Below are 22,320 nucleotides of genomic sequence, written 5' to 3' on the forward strand. Positions count from 1 at the left end.
ATCAATCTTCTCGACACGTGTGCTGACCAGGTAGACGCCCAGATAAAACGCAGTCAGAGCAAGTAGAGATCACCCCATGGCGCGACTTACTACTCTCGCCACGAGAGTCAAGACTCAGGGCGATCGCATAGCTACAGCTGACCCTGAGTCTTGGCGTTCCGACAAGCGCACGTCTGGGCAGCGTGGATACAACTACGAGTGGCAGCAGGCTCGCCTTGTCCACCTCAATGACAACCCACTCTGCGTTTACTGTGACCGTGATGGCAGAGTTTCCGCGGCATGCATTGTCGACCACATCATCCCGCATCGCGGCGATATGGTGCTGTTCTGGGATCGATCGAACTGGCAATCGCTGTGCAAGCCTTGCCACGACATTGTGAAGAAGCGGGAAGAGGCGTGTATGCCTCGGTCATGACGACTGGCTGTTGGTTGGCCGTTCGTCGGCGTGTAGCACGCCAACTCCCCTCATACTGCACCGAGTTGGTGCGGCACGTCAGTGCCCCGACCCGGGGGGGGTAAATTTTTGAGAAGTCGAAAGCTTCTAGACCACTCGCCCCCGCACGGACGGATTTTTTCCCCTCCTGAGATTTTTGTTAATGGCGTTAACACCGAAAAAGCGCGCTTTTGCCGACGCTTTGAGGGGAGGTGCGTCCAATAAAGAAGCGGCGATAGCTGCTGGCTACGCCGCTTCCAGCGCGGCACAGGCTGGAGCAAGGCTCGCGAAAGACCCTCATGTGCTGGCCGAGTTGGCGCGCACTGGCTTTAACAAAAATGTTAAGTCCAAAGGAGGGGCAAAAAAACAGGCCTTGCTGGTCAACCCGAACGAGGCCGAAGACCACGAGCCAGCTTTTGATCTGTCCCGGGCGCTAACATTTTCTGATCCAAAAGCGTTTTTGATGGCGACCATGAACGACTTCGAGGCTGATGCGAAGCTTCGGGTCGACGCAGCAAAAGCGTTGATGCCGTTCATTCATCCGAGAAAGGGTGAGGCGGGCAAGAAGGTTGATCAACAGGAAGCGGCGAAGAAAGCCAGTGGCCGCTTTGGATCAAGCGCAGCTCCACCTCCACCTCTTAGATCGGTGAAATAAATGGAATGGACGACCGCATGCCCGGACTGGGCTGATCGTCTGCGCCGTGGCGATTCGATAATTCCGCCTCCCATATTTCCAGAAGCAGCAGAAGAAGCGCTTGCGGTCTTCAAGCAGTTGAAGATTGTCGACGCCCCGGGCAGCCCTACTTTCGGTGAGGCATGTGCCGAGTGGGTCTTTGACCTGGTTGCGTCCATTTTTGGAGCGTACGACCAAACAACACCACAATTGCCGCCGTTGATGCGGGCGTTCTCGGAAATGCCGACGCTGGTCTGACGTTGAAGTTGATCCAGCCAGTTGAGGGGGTGGTCAATACCTTCACCGTGCTTGCTCCTGGGCTCACCGGCGGCATTGCTCAAGAGAGCGTTGAGTCGCTGCGCGCGCGCATTGTTCGGTCCTACCGCGTAATCCCGCACGGCGGTTCGAAAGATGACTACGAGACCTGGGCGCTTGAGGTGCCCGGTGTCACGCGAGCATGGTGCCGAGGCAACTACCTTGGGCCTGGCACTGTTGGTCTATTCGTGATGCGTGATGGTGACGCCGAGCCAGTACCAAATCCCGCGCAACTGGCTGAGGTGAAGGCCTATATCGAGTCCCTACGGCCAGTTACCGCTGAGCTTTATGTGCTGGCCCCAGTCGAAGTGCCTCTGGTCTACCAAATCCACGCCGTACCCGACACATCAGCAGTACGCGCCGCTATCCAGGCCCAGCTTGTTGACCTTCACGAGCGGGAAGCTGGGCTCGGCGAAACACTTCTGCTCACCCACATAGCCGAGGCTATCAGTGGGTCTGCCGGCGAAACTGATCACCAGCTCATCTCGCCGGCGGCAAACGTTGTGCCCTCTGCCAACCAGCTTCTTACCTTCGGGGGTATCACATGGCTGTGATTAGAACGCCGGAAGAATATCGGGTGCAGCTTCAAGGTCTGCTTCCCCCTGGCCCTGCCTGGGATCCTGAACTTGTACCAGAAGTCGCACTGGTGCTATCCGGCGTCGCTCTGGAGTTCTCACGCGTGGATGCGAGGGCTGTAGCCCTGCTGAACGAAATGGACCCGGCAGGGGTTAGCGAGCTCGTTCCCGATTGGGAATCGATCATGGGACTGCCGGACAGCTGCCTTGGGCCGAACCCGGCGTTTGAAGATCGTCGTCTGGCGGTTCGCCGGCGCCTGGTCGAGGTTGGCGGGCAGAGCCGCAGCTACTTCATAGAAATCGCGGTAAGCCAAGGGTACCCAGGCGCAAACATCACCGAGCACAGAGCGCCCCGTATGGGGCGTTCTCGTTTTGGCTCTGCGCATTTTGGCACTTGGAACGCCCAGTTTATGTGGACGCTGAACACTGGAGGCCGGCAGCGGCAGGGCCGACGCTTCGGGGTCAGCTACTGGGGTGAGCGTTTCGGCACAAACCCGGGCAATGCCCTGGAATGCCTGATCCGGCGGCCGGCGCCGGCACATACCGTTGTGCACATCAATTACGACTGAGGGGTAAGAACGTGGATTTTCCGAAAAGTGTGCCCAGCGTTGGGTTGGTGGATGGCAAGTTTATTGATGAGGATCCATTGGCCGGGACACCGGGCTCGTTGATTCCTTCGGCATGGGGTAATGCGGTCACCCTTGAGATTCTGAAGGTCATCGAAGACGGGGGCCTCGCCCCTGATGAGGATGACAAAACCCAATTGTCGGCCGCTATCCACAATATCGTTTCCGACAGCGCGGTCCCATTTGCAACCAAGGCTGAGGCTGAAGACGGGACGATCGACGACAAGTCCATGAGCCCTCTAAGGGTGTTTCAGGCAATTGCCAAGGTGGTTAAACAGGCGACAGAGAGTGCGTTTGGATGGTTGAAAATCGCTACTCTTTCTCAGGCTAACACGGGCACGGACGACAGCGCGGCCATAACTCCTAAAAAACTTGCCGCCGTTTTACAAGCGCAAACTTTGAATGCCGGCGCAACAGCTGGAACGGCCACGGCATACGTGCTGAGCAATATTCCTGGGCTAACTTCTTACGGGTTTATGCTGCGCTTAAACGTAAACTTCCACGTGCCCAGCGGTGTTAACCCAACTATCAATGTTAACGCCCTAGGGGCTAAAAGCCTTAAACAATACGACAGCACAGGGGCTAAAGTCAGTGCCGTTACATCAGCTGGGCTTGTATCTGACATTGTTTATGACGGGACAGACTTTGTTCTAATAGACCCTCTTCCCGTTGCGCTTGTTTCGACGGTTGGCGCGCGTGGTGCAGCCAAGAACTTAAAAGTCACTACTACAGGATTGAGCGCAGTCGTCACCACGACGGCGGACGAGGTCACGCTTGAGAATGGTTCTGGCAATTACGTGACTCTGCGGTCAGTGAGCTGTGCTGCATCGTTTGCCGTGGCGGGTGCTGGCGGGATAGATGTTGGTTCCGCAAATAGCCAAAACGCCAATGCCTGGTATTACAAGCATTTGATCTGGAACCCGTCCTTACCCGTCAGCGCCACCAACCCGAACGGGCTGCTTTCTGCTAGTGAGAACGGGCCTACATTGCCCGCAGGCTATACGCACTGGGCGCCAGTGCATGAGGTGCGCACTGACGGAACGGGTAACAAGTGGCCTCTGCCCGGCACGAAAATAGACAAAATCTTTCGATGGGAACCAGCGGCGGGAACAAATCTAGCCATTGTTCGGATGATGGCTCAGGGCATTGTTGGAGCCGTTGGGACGCCTACATGGTCTCCGATTTCGCTATCCGCATTCATCCCCCCGAACCGTCTTAACATTGCCGGGTTTCTGTCGGTAACGTCGGGCGGCGGTGTTGGCATGGCGGCGCCAAGCAACAACTACGGTGGCATTAACTCCACGACAAACCCGCCACCGTGCTGCCTGCAACATACTGGGAACGGCACTGGTAGCGGATCTACACCATTTAATTTTGTGGTAGGCGCATCGCAAACCATGCAATGGGCAAGCAATCTCGCGGGCAATATGGTCGTGGCTACTGGATGGGAGTGCTGATTATGAATGGATATGCAGTTATACCGAGTCCCTGGTCGTGCAGGCCCGTCGATTCAGAAGACGACCTGGTGTCCGGTGAGATTTTTTACCAAGACCAGCCAACGCCTCCTCTGCCCGTGCCAACAGCAGAAGAGGTATTGGCCTCCGCGCTTGCTGAGCGTGATCGCCTGCTGACCATAGCGGCCCTACGTATTGCACCGCTTCAGGACGCTGTAGATCTCGATGACGTGACGACGGAAGAAACCTTTAGGCTAAAGAAGTGGAAGCAGTACCGGGTTGCAGTGAATCGCGTACCAGATCAGCTTGGCTTCCCTGGGGCGATCAACTGGCCAGATGAGCCGACTTAGATCGTGTGTCACGGTTGTGGCTGGTGAGGTTATGCATCGTTATACTGCCGGCGCCCTCACCATGCCCTATCAGAAGAAAGAGCCCAGAGCTTATATGTTTAAGGACGAAAGCATTTGACCGCCACAAAAGCCCCGGACTTTAGTAGATCTATCGTCCATCCTAACTATAGGCCAGACATAGACGGGCTGCGTGCTTTAGCTGTCCTCTCAGTCGTAGCATTTCACGCGTTCCCTTCTTTGATTAGAGGTGGATTTATAGGCGTTGATGTTTTCTTTGTTATATCAGGCTATTTGATATCAACAATAATATTCAATAGTGTAGCATTGAAAGTTTTTAGCTTTCGCGTATTCTACGCTAGACGAATTAGGAGAATATTTCCTGCTTTGATTGTTGTTATGGTTTTAAGTTTGCTCTATGGTTGGTTCGCACTTCTTCCTAAAGAGCTTGCTGAACTCGGAAAGCATATTGTTGGCGGTTCAGCATTCTTATCAAATATAATGCTCTGGTTTGAGTCTGGTTATTTTGATAGATCTTCTGACCTTAAACCGATGCTTCATCTTTGGAGTCTGGGAGTAGAAGAGCAGTTTTATATATTTTGGCCGCTTTTGGCATGGATTGCATGGTGGCGAGGACTTAGTTGGTTTTGGCTGGTAACTGTTTTGTGCGCGGGTTCATTTTTAGCAAATGTTGAAATTGTCAATAGCGCACCGACCGAGGCATTTTATTCCCCTTACACGAGATTCTGGGAACTTCTGGTTGGTTCTTTTTTGGCGTATTGTTCATTTTCCTCTGAGGGGCGTTTGGCGTGCACGAAGAAATTCGTCCAGCAAAGGCTTTTAGTTGCATTATTCCGGCGCTCTCCAATTGAAGCAAAAAAAATAGTTGTTGAGCTGGCCTCGATAACAGGATTTGTTTTGATTGGTTTGGCATTGTGGAATATAAACTCTGAAATGTCCTTCCCTGGGTACTGGGCGTTATTACCCGTTTTGGGAGCTGCATGCCTGATATCTTCAGGGCCTTCGGCATTTTTGAATAGGGCTATCTTGTCCAATAAAATCGCTGTTTGGTTTGGGCTTATAAGCTTTCCATTATACCTGTGGCATTGGCCCGTTCTTACTTTTCTTAGAATATCGGTTGGTGATATGCCAGCAAGGGAGTGGAGAATCGGAGCAGTAGCTGTCTCAGTCTTGCTAGCATGGCTTACGTACAGGTTCGTTGAGAAGCCGCTACGTGAGCTACCTATGCGTATTACAGTCGAATATATCTTGGTAGTGTCGATGGCAATTCTTGCTGGCATAGGTTTTTACATATACAGGTCTGAGGGGGTTCCGCAGAGATTTCCGGCTATTATCCAAAGTATAACTACTTATAAATTTGATCCTGATTACGTATATCGTCGAGGGACTTGTTATTTGGATGTAGATCAGGGTGAGGCTCTTTTTTCTAATTGCAAGGATGAGTCTAGTGGTAATAGAAAAAGCCTTTTGCTTTGGGGGGATTCTCATGCCGCTCATCTGTATGCGGGCTACAAAAAAAGCTTTGGTGTTGAGTACGCAATAATTCAAAGAAATGCATCCGGATGCCCTCCGATTTTAGGTTTGAAGCTGGACGATGCTGCTGGTCTGTTTAGGCCGATGTGTTTTTCCATAAATAATATGGTGATTAATTATGCAAGAATCAATCACCCTGATAGGGTTGTGCTTTCTGCGAGATGGGATATTTATAATTGGAATGGAATAAAAGACACAATTATAGCGCTTCAATCTTTTGGCATAAGTGATATCGATGTTATTGGCCCAGTGCCCGAATGGAAAGAGTCTCTTCCTAAACAACTTTATCGATACTTTCAGAAGTCGGATGGGCGTGAGGTGCCTGAGAGGATGTCTTTCGGATTGGACCCAGTAGGCATGGCGTCCGAAGAGTCATTGCGTAAACTAGTAGAAAGTCTTGGTGCTAGGTATATTTCTGCTAAGAGCATACTTTGCAACGAAGACGGTTGTATTACCAGATTCGGTGACGAGGGGCGCACTCTGTCGGCATGGGATGAAGGGCACCTTACAGAAGAGGGGTCTGAGCAACTCGTATCTAAGTTTCCGAGATGAGAGAGTTATTTGCAAAAGCGGTAAGTTCATTCGAGCGCCTAGCTAAAAACTACCAACTTTGCCCGCCATGAGCGGGCATTTTTTTTGCCTGGAGAAAACTATGCCGCTCACTGAGCAGCAGTTGCTGCAGATACTTCCAAACGCCGGCCGCCAAGCCGGCGTTTTTGTTCCTGTGCTGAATGCCGCCATGAACCGTTACGGCATCGTTGGAGCGGCACGCGTTTCCGCATTCATTGCCCAGGTCGGGCACGAGTCGGGCCAGTTGCGATACGTCCGCGAGATTTGGGGCCCAACTGCGCAGCAGGCCGGCTACGAAGGCCGCGCCGACCTGGGCAACACGCTCAAGGGCGATGGATCAAAGTACCGTGGGCGTGGACTACTCCAGATCACCGGCCGGGCGAACTACGCCGAGTGCGGGGATGCGCTGGGCCTTGACCTGGTCAATCAGCCTACGCTGCTGGAGCAGCCGCAGCACGCCGCCATGTCGGCGGCCTGGTTCTGGTCCGCCGAAGGACTGAACACGCTCGCTGACCAGGGTGCGTTCGTGAAAATCACCCGCCGTATAAACGGGGGGCTCAACGGACAGACCGACCGCCAAGCACTGTATGCCAAGGCGCTGAAGGTGTTGGCATGACCGTTCGATCAACAGCTGGAAGACCTGAATACAATCGGCAACTCGGCGGAAGGGTATATCCATTGCTCCGTTTAATGGTGCGATGAGCATAGAACAGGCGAGTCGCAGGAAAAGTATATGGGGCGCATCGGTCCCTTCTACTGCAAGGCTTTCATCGCTCAAGCTGCCATTGTGCCGTCACTGCAGTTCGAAGGCAGTGCTCAAAATTATTCAGGCGGTAGTGGCTATACGATGGCGGTCTGCTAGCATTTAGGGAGCCTAAGTGCGCGTCAACACTCGGGGGCTTTTAATTTATCTTAGAAGAGGCTTTGCATGAAACTTAATCGAAAACCTCGTGCCGTTGAATTAGTCGTATCCGGGATTATGCTTTTCGCCATATCTTGCTTAGCATTAGCTGAGTCCAAAAATATAGTGGTCGAGGGTAAATCAGGCTCCTGTTACGCTCGCGATATGGCTCTTAAGCTTGCGCATATAAGTGCGGTTAATAATGCTCATGAAGAGTGTTCTTCCATAGGTAGCAACTGGAGATATGACAGAGAGTCATTTTCTGGCTATGAGCAATGTAAGCCGTGCGGATCGTCCAAAGAGTACGCGTGTTTCGTTACACAAGCGCTATTTGTATGTAGGACAAGAAAATAATTTCTGCAGAATATAGATTTTTTCTAAGGAGTGGATTGTCATGAAAAGTATATTATCTGTAACTTTATTGCTTTTTTCATCGATTGTTTCGGCTTCAGATTTTACACTTGTTTGTACCTATAATAGATTTGGGTGTTGTCCGCATACGTATGATGTGGATTTAGAAAATAAATCAATCATTGATGTAGAAGATAATGATAAGTGGAAAATTCGGGCTTTGAGTGAGAGTAGATTGATCGCGTCTAATAGGGAGAGCGAAATGTTTATAAATCGAGTTACTGGCGAGATAACTCATGGTAATTTACTCGGTAGATGTGTTAGGAAAAGTGCAGCTTTTTAGCCGTTCCGTATTGCGTTATATGCTCTGCCAAGGCAGCAATCTATTAACAATTTCGTGACCACCATTGGCATGGCAAGGCGAAATATTAGTTATTAAATTGGTCAGGTGTTCAGTTCCTGGGTTTCGTTCTCGAAGAGGCGACAATCCTGGCGGTACATTTCCAGGGGCGTAGGGCAGCCAAGCCACGCGGAGGTGTCTTCGTCGATGTCGTTCATGGTTGGTCAACTCAGATGCTGTATGCGCATACAGTAATTGAGGTGTTGGTGATTTGGGAGTGGTGTTCGTCGGCAGGACGCCGTGGCAGGGATTTTCCTGTAGAAAGCCTGTAGGGAGATTTGCGGGGATTCGTAAATCCCTGTCCAGCATCGTTAGGCGTCGATTGCAGTGGACGCCTAATTAAGCCAAAGGCATGCTTCATTCGAGAGGCGCAGGGCTTAGAGATGCTTGTCCTTTCTGACCGACTACCGCTTTCGGAAATCTGCGAATTACGACTATCGGAGCGATCGTGCTTTCTACCCATGCCTCATACCCGCGCACGTCGATCAGTACACGTCTATCCGGAGCATGTCGCCATACTAGGTTTTCAGCCCAAGTCCCATCAGACATTTTGGCCCTGATTGCAGCCTCGGTATAACCGCTCTCGGCGGAGAACTGCCTCACCGTTTTGTAATTGACCATGCCGATATTCCTGATCAACGGCCGATGCTTTTCAGGGTAGGCGGTATCTGACGCTTCCTTCCGGGCCTTTTAGGTTTGGTCTGGATATTGCCATCCCGACAATCGACTAGAAACTGCATGACATCCGATCTAAGCCAGCAAATTCTATTTCCCATTTTGAAGCTTTTAGGAAGCCAGGCAGCTCCTGTCTGAATTCCAGATCGGATAGAGGACTCACTTCGGCCAAGCATTTTTGCTATATCTGGTATGTAGACTATTTCGCATTGATCGATCATTCGGTCTCCTACCTTTTTTGCTTATCTACGCCGCGTTGTCGCCGTACCATATCCTGCCTCAGCTGGCGCTCTGCAGTGTAGGTGGCGTCTGTCTCTTTCTCCCCAATCTTGCAGGCTTGTTCTCAACCCTGCCGTCCCTGTAGTTCCTCAAAAACTGCATTACGTCTGCTCTCAACCAGCAATGTCTGATGTCCATCTTGAAACCCTTTGGCAGCCACGGTACGCCCCGGCGAACTCCCTCTCTGATCGAGGCCTCTGTTCGCCCCAGGATTCCCGTCAGGTCTGCAACGTAAATTATTTCTGATTCCTCGCTCATAACGTCCTCCGGGTTTTTCTCTACGCGCCAGGCCTTTGCTTAAGTCGTGCTAGGCCCTGCTTGATGTGGCCGGCGTTCTCGCCAATGGTCTGCAGGGCGCCTCGCACGTTATCGCCGACCTCGGCATTACCCTGGCTTTCGACGAGCAGCGTCATCTCCATCAGAGCAGCCTCAAGCGCGAGTTGGTTCTCGTAGATGCGTTCGAGCGTGTCAGGGAGAGAGTATTCGGGGGATGGCATTGCTTGGTCTCCAGTAGAGGGAATGGAAAGCATAGCCGCGGGCAAAAAAATGGCCCGCTTATCTGCGGGCCTAAAGGGAATTCTTCAAAGGAGTAGGGCGACCTTACCCTCTGTTCTGTAAATGCCGGGTGAAAAGGATGTCGCAAAAGCAGAAAGCCCTTCATTTGATCCCTCCCGTAATTGAGCCCGCACTTTTGCTTTTCATGGCGTACAGCCACCATTGGTCTAAAGGCCGACTTGATACTTGCCTTCGCGACTACGCTGAATGGACCCATAACCGCGATAGAGGCTCCAATGAAAGAGGTACAGCGAAGACTGACCCTGACAGCCTGGCGCGAGATTTCTGTACTGGCTGGAAGTCGAATGGACGCAGAGGATAAATACTTCGAGTTGCTGAGACGGGCCGACGCCATGGAGCGAGCGGATCTCATCACCAGTGATGAGTGGAGAAGGCTTGTGAAGCACGCCGGATCATTGCTTTGCAGTACTGCACAATGTATGGGCGGACCGGGGTAGGGCAGAGACAAGAAGCTCGACATTAAATTATTCGTCCGCAGCAGGAAGGACTAAAGCCCTATAAAACGCTAAAAACCATCCAATGCCGGTCCAACCTGCTAGCAGGTTCAGCTTGAATATCGATATACGGACCTCCCGGGGATGGCCGATTGCACATATCGATGGAAAAAAATACAGCGCTGTTGCGCTGGAGAAGAAGAGAATATTCGCAAATAGAGCGACCTCGTTTCCGCCGCTATTACCCAAATAACTGAATCCGCATAGAGGGATCAGCGTACCAAGCGCAAAAAATTTCACTGAGCCGCTCCCTGCGCATGAGTCCGATCGCACCGGTAAGCGGCGTAATGACATCAATGTACATGTGGCCATCTGGATATGGAAACTAATAAAAAACTATCCGTTCGATGGTCATAAGCAAGAAGCCCGGCGCTGGGCCGGGCTTTTTTGTGTAGCTGACTGACGGTATTAATCACCCGACGCATCAAACCAGTAATCATCGAAAAAATCGGGACCATCGTCGACTTCTTCGCTGACTAGGGCCCTAGATCGTGCGGCGTCTAGCACTTTCCAGAACTTTTGCTGCGTACAAGAGGAAATATCCGCTGCCAAGAGATTCCAGGCTGGGTAGCCCAAGCTCTTAGCAGCAGAGTTTTGATATTGGGTGAGTGTCAGGCTTCTGTCGGACTCTTTGTGCAGGGTCTTTATTGATCGCTTGAGTTCGTCGATGAACTCATTGCGGCGATTGGCTTCAAGCTGGGATGAGACCGTATTCATGCATAACTCCGAGGTTGTTAGCTAGACGTCCGCAATCGAAGCATTCCAAGGGTTATGAGTATCTGAGAAAGGACCGGATGCGTGAGCTTTGCCATTGCGGACGGCGTGCTTTCCGGGAGCGCGCAGTGATCATATCCCACAACTATGAGGTGTGGAAGGGGCGGTGCAAGAAGCCCCTCGAGCCCAACTTGACCCAGCGCATGCTCAACGAATTATCGCCATCACCGACGCCGATGACCAAGGACAGATCGCGCTGCGGGCATGCCAGGCGTATGTCAGGGCTGTGGCGCCTTGAGTGCTTTCAGTTCCATCAGCAACCTCTGATTTTGAATCAGCAGGTGATCGCACTGACCAGTAACCAGATCGATGGGGCGAAAACTCACATTGTTAGGTACTTCATTGGCCACGGCTGAACTTCGCTCGATGGCTTCCCTGAGCGCCGCCTCTGCTGATGCCTTGCCGGTGGCGAGCAAGTCATTCATCTGCACCAGGCCAGCTACATTGGCCCGCGCCTTTCTGGGCATTGCCTCAGTCTGGATGAGCTCGTCCTCGAGCAGGGCACAGTGATGCTTGTACATTTCGAGTGGCGTAGGACAACCGAGCCAGGCTGAGGTGTCGTCGTCGATGTTCATGAGGTGTACATTTCGAATGCTGTATGAGCATGCAGTGCTCGAGTTTTCATAAAGCAGAAGGCTTGAGACGACGAACTGCAGTTTCACCCGACAATCAGTGAGGTGCCATGAGGACGGCCAGCGTGAGCTTGATGAATTCTTCGTTCTCATCAATGGTGTGCAGAGCGCCGCGCACGTTCTCGGCTACATCGGCTGAGCCACGCTGCTCGACCCCGTTCGATAGCACCATGATGGAGGCCTCAAGGGCCAACTGGTTTTCGTACAGCTTAGAGAGCAGGGAAGGGAGCAGGTCTGAGTGGGCATTGGCGTTCCTCTGGTGGAGCGAGCAGCTTAGCAGCCGGTGTTCTTTGGGTAGTTTGTGTTCGGTCGGCAGGACGCCTTGGAGGGGGATTGCGATGGTTCGATTGACCGCATGAGCGGTTTTGGGATTAGTACAGATCTGTACTTTTGTCATTTCCTGTTTATCGGCTGGACTTTTTTGGCAATTACGGCGGAACTGGCGCAGTGCCGGGTAGCCGCCGACAAAGTGATTGACGGGAAGGCGCCGGACCCTACAACGGGGCAACACACTATGAGGCGTTCACGATGCCGGCAGCGTCGAAGTTGGCGAACTGCGCTAAGATGATGCTGACCCGAGGCCACCATGCGTTCTTCAAAAGTGTGTCATGAAGCGACGTGACGATATCAGATCGAAAAACCAATCATGATGGCTGCTCACTTGTTATCTCCATCTGGAAGCACTAAGTCCTGCAGTCGCATCAATCCACATTGAGATATCAGATAGTTTTTCCAGTAAGGAATTACATAATTAACAGCCTCGGATAAGGCAAAGTTGTCTAAGTCGGTTTGCTCGTACCGCTTGGATAGTAGAAACTCAGCAACGATTCCGCACTCGATGACAATTAAGGCATCATCTTCATTTGAATCGACAGTTACCTGAGGCTCTGGCTCTGGCTCTGGTTCGGAATCGTTATCTACTTTCGACCATCTTGCTCCGAAATCGAAAAAAATTCGAAATCGTCCGGTTCCATCGATTTTCGAAACTATAGTTTGCGACCTACTTACAGAGACTAGACTTCTTAAGCTTAAAGAAGCTAGATCGCTGTCGAAAATAGGGTCATAACCGTCAGCGAAAGACGCTTTAGTTTCAGCAATATATACGTCACTGAACTCCGGATGCACCTTATATTCGGGTATGGCGTTCATAGTCTTCCTCATTAAACATTGTCGATACTGGCGGATGAATGCTTACCGCTTTACCGTACATTTGGGTAATGCTATCTAACTGGGCTACATCGTCATTCCATATATTAACTAGCGGGCCCGAATCATAAGCGTGGCTTTGCCTGTTAATATGTCTTTTCAGACTGTACGCTCTTCCAACAATCGGCAGCGTAGGTATCAAATTGTGCAGAGTGCTCTCAGCGCTACGAACGTAAGTAGTGCCAGAGACTATATCGATCATAAGATTATAGGTTTGCTGAGCCAATGTTTGTTCAGTTTCGTTCAGTATGGCCTTCATAGATGCTTTAGAGTGAAGCCAGTATCTGGCTGCTGGTACCTCTATAGCTAATCTAACAAGATTATCCATAGCCTCAGACTGAGTAACATCATCAGCCTCATACTTGGCGAATGAGTTCTTTCCACCGCCAAAAATTTTGGCCGCTTCAACTTGAGTTAGCCCTAGTTTCGTACGAGCTTCACGCATCTGCTTCCCAGTCAGTCGCCCGGCAGCCTCTTTCTCAAAGGCAGTCATCGCACGGAGGTTGTCCCTGAGCTGAGTTGGTGATGCTTGAACGCAGCCACAGACATCACACTCCGATGATCTGGAGTACACGAACCCTTTATGACCGTCGATCTCGACGGGCCTATTATGAGCTGTCTCATGCAATCCACCCTCCCCGCAAATTGGGCAAGTTTCGGTTTGAATGTTCATATAGCCTCCCAGTGATCTGAGGTGTGGCACGAAATCAGCAGCATAATCAGACCTGTCTTCCCGATGCAGAATTTGACGTAAAGGGGAGTTCCAGGTTCATCTTCATCCACAGGATTGGAAGAATTCCACACAAGCTTGTAGGCGTCGCAGGCAGCCCAGACGCCAGGCTTCCCGGCTCCACACCACTGCGCGTTTAGATACTGTCCGGTGGTGAGCGCTGTCTTCAGCAGAAAGTTCAACTGACTGCTGGATAGCTTGAGATTTCCAACATCATCAATGCATGCCTGGGTGATAGGACGCACCTCGACAGCTTTTTTGGCCAATAGCTCAAGCACCTCTGGCTGAGGGTAGAGTGGACCGCCGGAAATTTTTCTCGAAACGCCGGGCCCTGGCGCACCGCCTTTCGAGTATCGGCTGATGATTTTTAAAGTTACCATTATGGTAAGTCTACTTGAGGTGCCACGACAGTGCGAATTTAATTTTGCTATTGATTCTCGTTCTCGGTAGCGAAATGCATGTCTACATTCTCGCGTATCTGGGTTGGCAGTGTGCATCTGTCCCAACAATGCTCCAGCGGACTCCATTTGCTGCCATTAAGCTGGCATCCGGAACCCAAGCAACCCTTAAGAGCAAGACGAAGCACTTGCAAGCAATGCTAACTAATTGATTTTTAACGCTTGTGTGGTGGGGCCGGATTAGAGATCCCTGGATGCAGCCGGGTTAACCATCAGTCAGACCAGCGTTCGTCGACGAGAACATTGTTGTTGACGTCCGTCTGATAGATGGGCTGCGTCCGCCGAAAACCATTGATCGCTGTATGGTCATTGTGGACAACTTTGCCGACGATTTCCCCAGCTGAATTCAAAATTGAACACTCGGTAATGTCTTACTGAGCCATCGACCCTCTCGAGCGAGAGTTCTGATGCTTCAAAGTCTCGCCGGCGTTCAATTTAACCTTGCTTTGCCATATCAGAATGCTCCGTGCTGAATTCTTGGGTCATCAATTTAGCACAGCAGGTAGATGATATGAGATGCCCGTCTCCTGCGCAAAACTTCCTCTGGAGGCCGCGTCTTTTCGTTTGCAAAAGCACAGAAATCGCTGTTTTTTGCGGGTCATGAAAAGGTAGATAGTTCAGTTATTTCAATTGGCTACGTGTCATGCAGCCCCAGCATGGGGTGCTAGGGGTCGAGTGTTCGAATCACTCCGTCCCGACCATATTATTCAACGACTTAGCCGAACGCTTACCCGTTCGGCTTTTTCATGCGTGGGGACTTTTGCGGGGGATCATCCCGACTTCCTCCTCAATAGGGTCAGCGCTGGCCATCGATGATGCACATCGCCACATTGATCCAGGATCACCAAGCGTTCATCGCCGCTCTTCATGCCTGCTTTTTCACTCCGCCCGCCGAGTCCTCAGCAGAGGGTCCGGCAGTTCGGTGAGCAACAGGTGCGTGATCGGCAGATCGCCGATGAACGGGTCAAGCTGCTCGATAGGGGAAGCGGAAAGGCCGATGGATGCCACGGATTCAGCCAGTGGCTGCGACGTGTCTAATTCAGCAGCGGATTAGTGAAAAAAACGCATCCGATCAACCTGGCAAATAAAACCAAAGTCTCCTCCAGATCTGGATCTTCAAATAATATTGAGCGCGAATCCAGGGCGCATAGAGCACCAAATAGTCGTCCATCGGGAAGGAAGATAGGGACGCCGGCATAGCTTTCGATCGTATACCGTTTAACTACCGCACGACTTGAGTACCTGCCGTCTTCGCTGACTTTAGGAATAAAAAGCGCCTTAGGGTCTCTCCGGAGCTCGCTGCAAAGCGTGATTTCTAGCGCTAGCGTATCACCCGTCTCTATCCCCATATGCAGCGGGTCGTAAGCTGAGCAGACGACCCAGTCTGCTTCGGTGAATTTCGCAATCCCGGCAAACCGCATGCCCGTAATCCGTGTAACGAGCTTTAAAATGCTAGTGGTAGCCTCAATCTCAGCCAACGCTGATCGCTCATCTGAATTAAGCACAGCGTGCAAGGTGATTTCGGGCCTGTCCATATTTCACCTATGCTGTGTTTAGCGGGGCGCGTCGCATTGGCGTGAGAGAGAACCTGGCACACACCTGAAATTGCGTTCCAGCGATTTCCTAGGTTCTGAATCTAAGAACCAAGTCGTTTAAGTTGACGGCCAGGCGAGAAAGTTCGTTGCTCGCGGTCAGTGTTTGGCGAGTGCCTTCACTGCTCTGTACTGCAAGGTCGCGGATGCTTATCAGGCTGCGATCAACATCCCGCGCCACGTGAGCTTGTTCCTCTGAGGCGGTTGCAATCTGGATATTACGGTCGTTAATTTCAAGCACCGAATCGATAATTTGGCGCAGTGACTGGCCTGCATGTTCTGCAGTGTCTCGCGTGCTATAGACCTCGGACGTGCTCTTTTGCATTGATTCGACCGCGGCAGAAGAGCCTGTTTGAATCGTGGATATCATCTGTTCAATTTCTTGCGTCGATGTTTGTGTTCGGTGTGCCAGCGCTCGAACTTCATCTGCGACTACTGCAAAACCGCGACCCTGTTCTCCTGCACGAGCCGCTTCAATGGCGGCATTCAAGGCAAGCAGGTTGGTTTGCTCAGCAATTGCCCTTATCACACTTAGGACTTTGCTAATGTCTTGAGCTTGGGCTGCCAGTTCTTTCACCTGATCCGATGACACTTCAACCAAGCCCGTCAACCCGCGCATCGCCGTTAATGTTTCAGTGACTTTTTGATTGCCGAGGTCTGCGGCGATGCTCGACTGCATTGCGGCTTCAGAGGTGGAGTTGGCGTTCCGGGCAACCTCTTCGACCGCGGCACTCATTTCAGTGACCGCGGTGGCGGCTTGCTCTATTTCGCTGTTCTGCTGCTGAAGTGTGCGATCAGCACTTTCAGTAATCGAGGTCATTTCAACGGCAGCGGTACTCAGTTGGGACGACGCTCCTGAGATTTCTAAAATGGTGTGTCGTAAGTTTTTCTGCATCAGATTGAGTGCATGCATCAAGCGCGAAGCTTCATCTGAACCTGTTACTTCAAGATCATGGGTAAGGTCGCCCGCAGCGATATCCTCCGCCAACTTAAGGGATGAGCTGATGGGGCTGACGATGCTGTTAGTGAACAAAACAGCCAGTACGATGGTTAAGATAAACGCCACGATCAGCACCGCTACCAACACTTGGACGCTATGGTTGTATACGTTGGTAGCGTCCACACCAGACGCCACGGCCTGGCGTGCATTTTGCTCGCGCAGAAGTGTCAGTTGCTCTTGATAGACAGTGGCTCTTTGCGCTTGGTCAGTATTGGCAAAAATAACCGCTTGATCATGGTCGGATGAATCCATTGCAATGACTTTTCTGAGGCCGTCGATATAGGCAGTCATAGCCTCGTTGGCTTTTGCGAACTGGATTTCGTCTTGCTCCCCAGACATCAGGTGCGCGCGATAATAATCAGTCTTCGACTGAAGTGTCTGTATTGCTTCTTGGACCTTTGCCAGCGAGAAATCATGCACATCGCGGGTGGTGCTTGAGAGCATGCGAATACTTTCAAGGCGGGCGTGAAGGAGGGCGATTTGGATATCGTCAATGACCTGGATACTGGGGAGGGAGTTTAGCTCGATGCCCTGTTCTGCAGCGCGTAGCCGATCAATTTGCAGATAAGAGAAGCCTGCCAAGCTCATGAGCAGGCATGTAATTAGGCCAAAGCAGACAAAAGCTCTTCGCGCGATACTCAAGGATCTTAATTTCATATAGGCCTCCGAGGGCCGGGTTTTAGTGGCGTGGCATTCCCACGTCATTTCGTTGATCACGAACAAAGGCGGCCTTTACATGCAGCACAGTGATTTCCAGTTGCAGCTTGCGGGCTGCGCTTGAAACGAAGAATGCAAAAAAATGTATTGAGGTAATAGGTGCGCCAAATGATTGCGCGCTAATCAATTGAGGCGGCGCTTTCTATGGGCGTTCAACAAGGGGGGTTGGGCTATGCCACGTACTGGACGGGCCGTCCTTGTCGGGCACTGTGTGGAAGGTGGAGTGGTATTGGTTTGAACTGCTGATTCCGGCAGCTGCCGAAATAATTACCACCCAGAGGACATCCTGATGACTGAAGAAAAGAACAACGAGCCCGAGCAAGAAACCCCGGCGCATTCGACTGAGAAAGAACGCGAGCGCCTGAAAGATTTCAACAAGGACGGCATACCGCCTGGCGCATGCTGATCATCAAGCGGCGCACTTGCAGGTGCTCGTCGCCTGGGGCGTGGTGATATCGGGAAGAGTTCCATGTCCCGGCACTCCAGGGAATAAGAATCAACCATGGCTACATGCCACCACTGGTCGGATCGACCGCCGCACAGATGAACGATTTTTGCTGGGCACCGCTCTATTTCCGCGGACATAATCAGGTGCTCAAATGCAACCATCAGCGCGGCGTTCTGCGGTAAAAGCCTGGGCAGATATTTACGCCCATGCGGTAGACGAACAGGATATTGAGGATAAATATTTCAAATTGCTGAGGAGGGCCGACGATATGGAGAGCACCGGCCTCATCAATGAGAGGGAGTGGAGGAGGCTTGTTCGCAGAGCGGGCGAATTTCTCGCAAGTACCGCAGAATAAATGTGTAGGGGAGAGCTAGCCCGCTCTCCCTCCCTTCGACATATCGATCTCAAACACAAGTTCATCAGCAAGCTTCTGAATGCTTGGGGCATCTGCAAGCGTGGCAAGGTTGATACCTGTCGTGCAGAACATAGCGTCATGGTCGGGCTGTCGCACCAGTATGGTCGCAGTCCAGCCATTCACCAGGATGCAATCTACCTGATGCCCGGGCAGGCTCCGCTCTAAACCCTCAGTCAACGACATTTTCTTCCAGCTGTGCATGATGAGCTATCACTCGGCATTGATGTGAAGTTGACATGCCGCAGTTGAAAAAGTGCCGGCGGTTCACGGCTGGCGCAGTCTCTGGCCGTCATTGCTCAGTGTGGAGCGGTGAGGGGTTGTCTACGACGTCAGCCTATGTTGAGCGTTTGCGGTTTTTCGACGAGTGACGTGTCTGGATCAAGGGTTATGAGGCTTTTAGGGTTGTCACCTCTGGTTTTGGCGATTACTCTGAAAATGTATGGATTATTACGAATAATTTCGGAGGCGCTGGTTTTTGAGGCGCGATACTTCAGGACGAGGAACGAAACATGTTTTCACACGAAGGTCCCGCAATAGAGCTATTGTTGTCTATTTTTGGTGTGGCAGGTCTACTTTTGGTCGCCTGGTTCATTCACCACCAACATGAGCGAAGGAACGGGAAAGGCGTTAAAAAACAACAAAATCGTAACGAGGGCCGTTCTACCTAGGGCCGCTCAATAGACTCATGTCGTTTTGTTCGGCGACCGGCGCCCAGCGGGTTTTCAGGCGCCGGACAATTGAAACCGATAGCCCACCCCATACAAGGACTCGATGGGCGTTTCCCCTGGACACGCCTGCTCCAGCTTGCGCCGCAGGTTGCGGATATGACTGTCCACCGTGCGGTCGGTGACCACGCGGTGGTCGGAGTAGAGCTTGTCGAGCAGTTGGTCGCGGGAAAATACCCGGCCGGCGGAACGTGCAAAAGTGCTCAGCAGTCGCAGCTCCAAAGGCGTCAGGTCTAAAGCGACGCCGTCGAGTGATGCGCGGTACTGCGTTTCGTCGATCAGCAGTCGCGCTGGGGTACTGCTCAGCAGTTGGGGGCCACGGCGCAGGATGGCCTTGACCCTGGCAACCACCTCGCGGGGGCTGAAGGGCTTGCAGATGTAGTCGTCGGCGCCCAAGTCCAGGCCCAGCAGACGGTCCACTTCTTCGACGCGGGCGGTGATCATGATGATCGGCACGGCGCTGAAACCGCGCAGGTCCTGGCACACTTGCATACCGTCGCGCCCAGGCAGCATCAGGTCGAGCAAAATCAGGCGAGGGGGCTGGGCGCGCACGGTCGGTACCACCTGCAGGCCGTTGTCCAGGCACAGGGTCGGGTACCCCGCTGCGACCAAGTAATCCTGCAACAATGCGGCCAGTTTCGGTTCGTCTTCAACGATCAGGATCGGGCTTTCTTCGCTCATGGGTCAGGTATTCCTGGGCAGGCGCAGGCTCAGCCAAAGGCCGCCGAGAGGGGAGTGAGCCGCGCTGAGGCTGCCGCCGTGGGCGAGGGCGATGCTGTGGCAGATCGCGAGCCCCAGGCCGGCTCCGCCACTGGCACGGTTGCGCGATGATTCGCCGCGATAGAAGCGCTCGAACAGGCGCGGCAGTTGCTCGGTCGAGACACCAGGGCCAGAGTCGAGGATGTCGATGCACACGTCAGCGCGATCCAGGACGGCGCGTATGCGTACGAGCCCATTCGGGTCGGTGTAGCGCACAGCATTTTCCAGCAGATTGGAGAACAGTTGCTGCAAGCGGCCGGCATCGGCCAAGAGTTCCACGGGCGGCGCTGGCAAATCCAGTTCGATGCGTAGATGGCGCGCGTTCATGCGCTCCTCGAACATCGACACACTGGCGCGCAGCAGCGGCTCCAGCGCGCAGGCGCTCTTGCGATAGGTCAGCGCCCCGACATCCGCCAGGGACAGGTCATACAGGTCATCCACCAGTTTGCTGAGCATGCTCACTTCGCCCTGCAAGGACTTCATCGAGCCTTGGTCGAGGGTGCGTACGCCATCCTCGATGGCCTCCAGCTCGCCGCGCAATACCGACAGCGGAGTCCGCAGTTCGTGGGACACATCCGCCATGAATTCGCGGCGCATCTGCTCATTGCGTTCCAGGGTGTAGGCGAGCTGGTTGAAGTCTAGGGCCAATTGACCCACTTCGTCATTGGAGGTCACCGCCACCCGGCTGCTGAAGTCGCCGCTGGCCAGGCGATGTGTTGCCGCAGCCACCCGCTTGACCGGCTCCAGCAGCGTGCGGGCGATCCACCAGGCAATCAGCATCGCCAGCAGCAGCGAGAAGGCGCCCATGACCAGGCTGGTGCGTAACTGGTATTGCTGGAACCGTTCGCCGCCGGCTTCGGTCACGCTCTGGAACGGCGTCACGGCCAGCCAGCCCACGGTTTCATCGGCCACCACAATCGGGCGTAAGAGGGCGTCGGTGCCGATATCCGGGTAGCCGTTCACGCGCTTTTTATGGTTATCCAGCAGGGCGATCCGGAACAGGGCCCCCGTCAGGTCCGAGGCCAACGGTGTGCGCAAATCGTTCTTCGCCGGATCCTCGCCGAGCTCGGGCCGCATGATTTCAAACCAGCGATCCGGCTGGTTACGCAGGAACTCCCAATTGCCCTCACGCGCATAAGCACTGGCCAGGCGTGGCAGCACGGGCGCCATGCGGTCCAGTGCCTGTTCATTGAGGTACCCGAGAAAGCCCCGTCCAAAACTCCAGCTCGTCGCCAGGCCCATGCTCAGGATGACCAACAGCACACCGGCCAGTACCGCAATAAACAGTTTGGTGGAGATACTCAACTTCATGCAGGTGGGCCGTTAAGAATAGGTGGGACCATTTAGGCCCTGGTAAAGGAAAGATTCAACCCGGCCGGGCAATCTTCAATTTTCCTGCACATTTGCCTTGCAGGATGGCGCTGACTCAAGCCATTCCGTGTCGCAGAGGCCGCTATGTCCACGAAAATAATCGCCAAATACCTGGTAACCGCCGCGGTTTTCCTGTCCTTGATCGTTCTTGCCCTGCTCGGCGGCTGTTCCGGCGGCGAGCCACCTCCCGAGGCGGTCACGCCCAAAGTCTCGGTGATCAGCATAAAACCCCAAAGCCAAGTGCTGACCACTGAGCTGGCGGGGCGCACCCAGGCCTTCATGGTGGCGCAGATTCGTCCGCAGGTCGGCGGTATCGTCCAGCGGCGTCTGTTTGTCGAAGGCGCGGATGTCGAGGTTGGGCAAGCCTTGTACCAATTGGATGCGGCGTCCTATACCGCCGCGCTGGCACAGGCCCAGGCGAGCCTGGCCAAGTACCGCGCCACGCTTAAATCGGCGCAGACCACCGCCAGGCGCGACGCCGAACTGGTAAAGATCAATGCCATCAGCCAGCAAGATAACGAGGACGCCCAGGCAACCTTGCTGACCGCCGCCGCCGACGTACAGGTCGCCGAGGCCGAAGTCCAGACCGCCCGGATCAACCTGGCTTACACCCGTATTGTCTCACCGGTCAGCGGGCGCATCGAAACCTCCACCGTGACCCCGGGGGCGCTGGTGGTGGCCAATCAGGACAGTGCTTTGACCACCGTGCAGCAACTCGATCCGATCTATGTGGACGTGACCCAATCGACCACCGAGTTGCTCAAGCTAAAGCGTGACCTGGCCAGCGGCGCGTTGCAGTCCAACGGCGATGGCCAGGCACGGGTCAGCCTGAAGCTGGACGATGGCAGCGCCTACAACCAGCCGGGGCGGCTCAAGGTCAGTGGTGTCAGTGTCAACGAGGGCACAGGCACGGTCACCCTGCGTGCGGAGTTCGCCAACCCGGAGCACCTGCTGCTACCGGGCATGTATGTGCGCGCGGTGCTTGAACAGGCGCGTAACGAGCAGGCCATTCTGGTTCCGCAAAAAGCCGTGAACCGCAGCGCCAGTGGCGTGACCACCGCGTTGCTGGTGGTCGACGGCAAGGTCGAACAACGTGAGCTGACCATCGATCGGGCGGTGGGGAACCAGTGGTGGGTCACGGCAGGCCTGCAGGCGGGTGACCAATTGATTGTCGAAGGCGGACAAAAAGTCCGTGCCGGCGCCGCCGTCCAAGTGCAGGACGCCAATGCTCAGGCCGCCACAGCTCCCACCCCCGCGAAGGAGGGTTGAG

At 53.4% G+C, this 22,320-nt stretch carries 24 protein-coding genes and 3 pseudogenes; 13 read left to right on the top strand and 14 right to left on the bottom strand.

The genetic code is table 11. The annotated features are described in order from the left end of the window. Positions 1–76 precede the first annotated feature (76 nt). From K7431_RS14515 to K7431_RS14560, 10 genes and pseudogenes are all read left to right on the top strand, one after another. Positions 77–415, top strand: a complete 339-nt coding sequence (locus tag K7431_RS14515) for an HNH endonuclease (protein WP_015884931.1) — start codon at positions 77–79, stop codon at positions 413–415. Positions 416–596: 181 nt separating this feature from the next. Further along, positions 597–1,088 carry a terminase small subunit gene (locus K7431_RS14520; protein WP_043205644.1) on the top strand — a complete coding sequence of 164 codons (492 nt, stop codon included), beginning with the start codon at positions 597–599 and terminating at the stop codon, positions 1,086–1,088. Then, complete coding sequence (locus K7431_RS14525) at positions 1,089–1,364, top strand: hypothetical protein (protein ID WP_043205643.1); 276 nt, start codon at positions 1,089–1,091, stop codon at positions 1,362–1,364. Further along, positions 1,304–1,975: pseudogene (locus tag K7431_RS14530) on the top strand (baseplate J/gp47 family protein); the annotation flags it as partial. The gene K7431_RS14525 and the pseudogene K7431_RS14530, both read left to right, overlap by 61 nt. Then, on the top strand, positions 1,966–2,565 hold the full coding sequence (locus K7431_RS14535) for a YmfQ family protein (protein ID WP_015884929.1): 600 nt from the start codon (positions 1,966–1,968) through the stop codon (positions 2,563–2,565). The pseudogene K7431_RS14530 and the gene K7431_RS14535, both read left to right, overlap by 10 nt. Positions 2,566–2,576: 11 nt before the next feature. After that, positions 2,577–4,079 (top strand): hypothetical protein, encoded by a 1,503-nt coding sequence (locus K7431_RS14540; protein WP_052308682.1) that lies wholly within the window; start codon positions 2,577–2,579, stop codon positions 4,077–4,079. Between the two features lie 68 nt (positions 4,080–4,147). Continuing rightward, positions 4,148–4,426, top strand: a complete 279-nt coding sequence (locus K7431_RS14545; RefSeq protein WP_224265932.1) for a tail fiber assembly protein — start codon at positions 4,148–4,150, stop codon at positions 4,424–4,426. 114 nt (positions 4,427–4,540) lie between these two features. Further along, positions 4,541–6,529 (top strand): acyltransferase family protein, encoded by a 1,989-nt coding sequence (locus K7431_RS14550; protein ID WP_015884928.1) that lies wholly within the window; start codon positions 4,541–4,543, stop codon positions 6,527–6,529. Positions 6,530–6,629: 100 nt separating this feature from the next. Next, the gene (locus K7431_RS14555) at positions 6,630–7,163 is read left to right on the top strand and encodes a glycoside hydrolase family 19 protein (protein ID WP_015884927.1); all 534 of its coding nucleotides are present in this window, start codon (positions 6,630–6,632) and stop codon (positions 7,161–7,163) included. A 679-nt stretch (positions 7,164–7,842) separates the two neighbouring features. Beyond that, on the top strand, positions 7,843–8,142 hold the full coding sequence (locus K7431_RS14560; protein WP_148270927.1) for a hypothetical protein: 300 nt from the start codon (positions 7,843–7,845) through the stop codon (positions 8,140–8,142). Positions 8,143–8,834: 692 nt separating this feature from the next. Here the strand turns inward: K7431_RS14560 and K7431_RS14565 are convergent. From K7431_RS14565 to K7431_RS14585, 4 genes are all read right to left on the bottom strand, one after another. Then, on the bottom strand, positions 8,835–9,095 hold the full coding sequence (locus tag K7431_RS14565; protein WP_080567205.1) for a helix-turn-helix transcriptional regulator: 261 nt from the start codon (positions 9,093–9,095) through the stop codon (positions 8,835–8,837). Positions 9,096–9,431: 336 nt separating this feature from the next. Continuing rightward, the gene (locus K7431_RS14575) at positions 9,432–9,650 is read right to left on the bottom strand and encodes a hypothetical protein (protein ID WP_043205637.1); all 219 of its coding nucleotides are present in this window, start codon (positions 9,648–9,650) and stop codon (positions 9,432–9,434) included. Between the two features lie 543 nt (positions 9,651–10,193). Then, entirely contained in the window at positions 10,194–10,463 is a 270-nt protein-coding gene (locus tag K7431_RS14580; protein WP_224265933.1) for a superinfection immunity protein, read from the bottom strand. Between the two features lie 168 nt (positions 10,464–10,631). Continuing rightward, complete coding sequence (locus K7431_RS14585) at positions 10,632–10,940, bottom strand: hypothetical protein (RefSeq protein ID WP_015884923.1); 309 nt, start codon at positions 10,938–10,940, stop codon at positions 10,632–10,634. 157 nt (positions 10,941–11,097) lie between these two features. Between K7431_RS14585 and K7431_RS14590 the strand changes: the two are divergent. Continuing rightward, positions 11,098–11,235 (top strand): annotated as a pseudogene (locus K7431_RS14590) (lysis protein); the annotation flags it as partial. On the opposite strand, the gene K7431_RS14595 reads toward K7431_RS14590, so the two are convergent. The 8 genes and pseudogenes from K7431_RS14595 to K7431_RS31420 form a co-directional block, all read right to left on the bottom strand. Continuing rightward, positions 11,216–11,572 carry a hypothetical protein gene (locus tag K7431_RS14595; RefSeq protein WP_043205633.1) on the bottom strand — a complete coding sequence of 119 codons (357 nt, stop codon included), beginning with the start codon at positions 11,570–11,572 and terminating at the stop codon, positions 11,216–11,218. The pseudogene K7431_RS14590 and the gene K7431_RS14595 sit on opposite strands and share 20 nt — an antisense overlap. A gap of 94 nt (positions 11,573–11,666) precedes the next feature. Beyond that, positions 11,667–11,909: a hypothetical protein gene (locus K7431_RS14600; RefSeq protein WP_052308719.1), complete on the bottom strand. Its 243-nt coding sequence runs from the start codon at positions 11,907–11,909 to the stop codon at positions 11,667–11,669. A gap of 377 nt (positions 11,910–12,286) precedes the next feature. Continuing rightward, complete coding sequence (locus K7431_RS14605) at positions 12,287–12,778, bottom strand: hypothetical protein (RefSeq protein ID WP_043205632.1); 492 nt, start codon at positions 12,776–12,778, stop codon at positions 12,287–12,289. After that, a complete protein-coding gene (locus K7431_RS14610) occupies positions 12,756–13,508 on the bottom strand; it encodes a type II toxin-antitoxin system MqsA family antitoxin (protein WP_080567204.1) in 753 nt (250 codons plus the stop codon). The genes K7431_RS14605 and K7431_RS14610 overlap by 23 nt, the downstream gene beginning before the upstream one ends. After that, positions 13,505–13,945, bottom strand: a complete 441-nt coding sequence (locus tag K7431_RS14615) for a hypothetical protein (RefSeq protein ID WP_052308681.1) — start codon at positions 13,943–13,945, stop codon at positions 13,505–13,507. The genes K7431_RS14610 and K7431_RS14615 overlap by 4 nt, the downstream gene beginning before the upstream one ends. A gap of 1,112 nt (positions 13,946–15,057) precedes the next feature. Next, positions 15,058–15,558 (bottom strand): GAF domain-containing protein, encoded by a 501-nt coding sequence (locus K7431_RS14620; protein ID WP_015884917.1) that lies wholly within the window; start codon positions 15,556–15,558, stop codon positions 15,058–15,060. 88 nt (positions 15,559–15,646) lie between these two features. Continuing rightward, entirely contained in the window at positions 15,647–16,528 is an 882-nt protein-coding gene (locus tag K7431_RS31415) for a methyl-accepting chemotaxis protein (protein ID WP_442081649.1), read from the bottom strand. Further along, a pseudogene (locus tag K7431_RS31420) lies at positions 16,505–17,320 on the bottom strand (MCP four helix bundle domain-containing protein); the annotation flags it as partial. The gene K7431_RS31415 and the pseudogene K7431_RS31420, both read right to left, overlap by 24 nt. Positions 17,321–17,931: 611 nt before the next feature. Here K7431_RS31420 and K7431_RS14630 point away from each other — a divergent pair. Continuing rightward, a complete protein-coding gene (locus K7431_RS14630; protein WP_043205631.1) occupies positions 17,932–18,135 on the top strand; it encodes a hypothetical protein in 204 nt (67 codons plus the stop codon). Between the two features lie 782 nt (positions 18,136–18,917). Here the strand turns inward: K7431_RS14630 and K7431_RS14635 are convergent. Both K7431_RS14635 and baeS read right to left on the bottom strand, forming a co-directional pair. Continuing rightward, positions 18,918–19,601: a response regulator gene (locus K7431_RS14635; protein WP_015884913.1), complete on the bottom strand. Its 684-nt coding sequence runs from the start codon at positions 19,599–19,601 to the stop codon at positions 18,918–18,920. Between the two features lie 3 nt (positions 19,602–19,604). Next, on the bottom strand, positions 19,605–20,990 hold the full coding sequence (baeS, locus tag K7431_RS14640; protein WP_015884912.1) for a sensor histidine kinase efflux regulator BaeS: 1,386 nt from the start codon (positions 20,988–20,990) through the stop codon (positions 19,605–19,607). 144 nt (positions 20,991–21,134) lie between these two features. Between baeS and K7431_RS14645 the strand changes: the two genes are divergently transcribed. Then, positions 21,135–22,319, top strand: coding sequence for an efflux RND transporter periplasmic adaptor subunit (locus tag K7431_RS14645; RefSeq protein WP_015884911.1), 1,185 nt, complete (start codon positions 21,135–21,137; stop codon positions 22,317–22,319). Position 22,320 lies beyond the last annotated feature (1 nt).

This window comes from Pseudomonas fluorescens group sp. (assembly GCF_020093335.1).
Classification (GTDB): Bacteria; Pseudomonadota; Gammaproteobacteria; order Pseudomonadales; family Pseudomonadaceae; genus Aquipseudomonas; species Aquipseudomonas petroselini.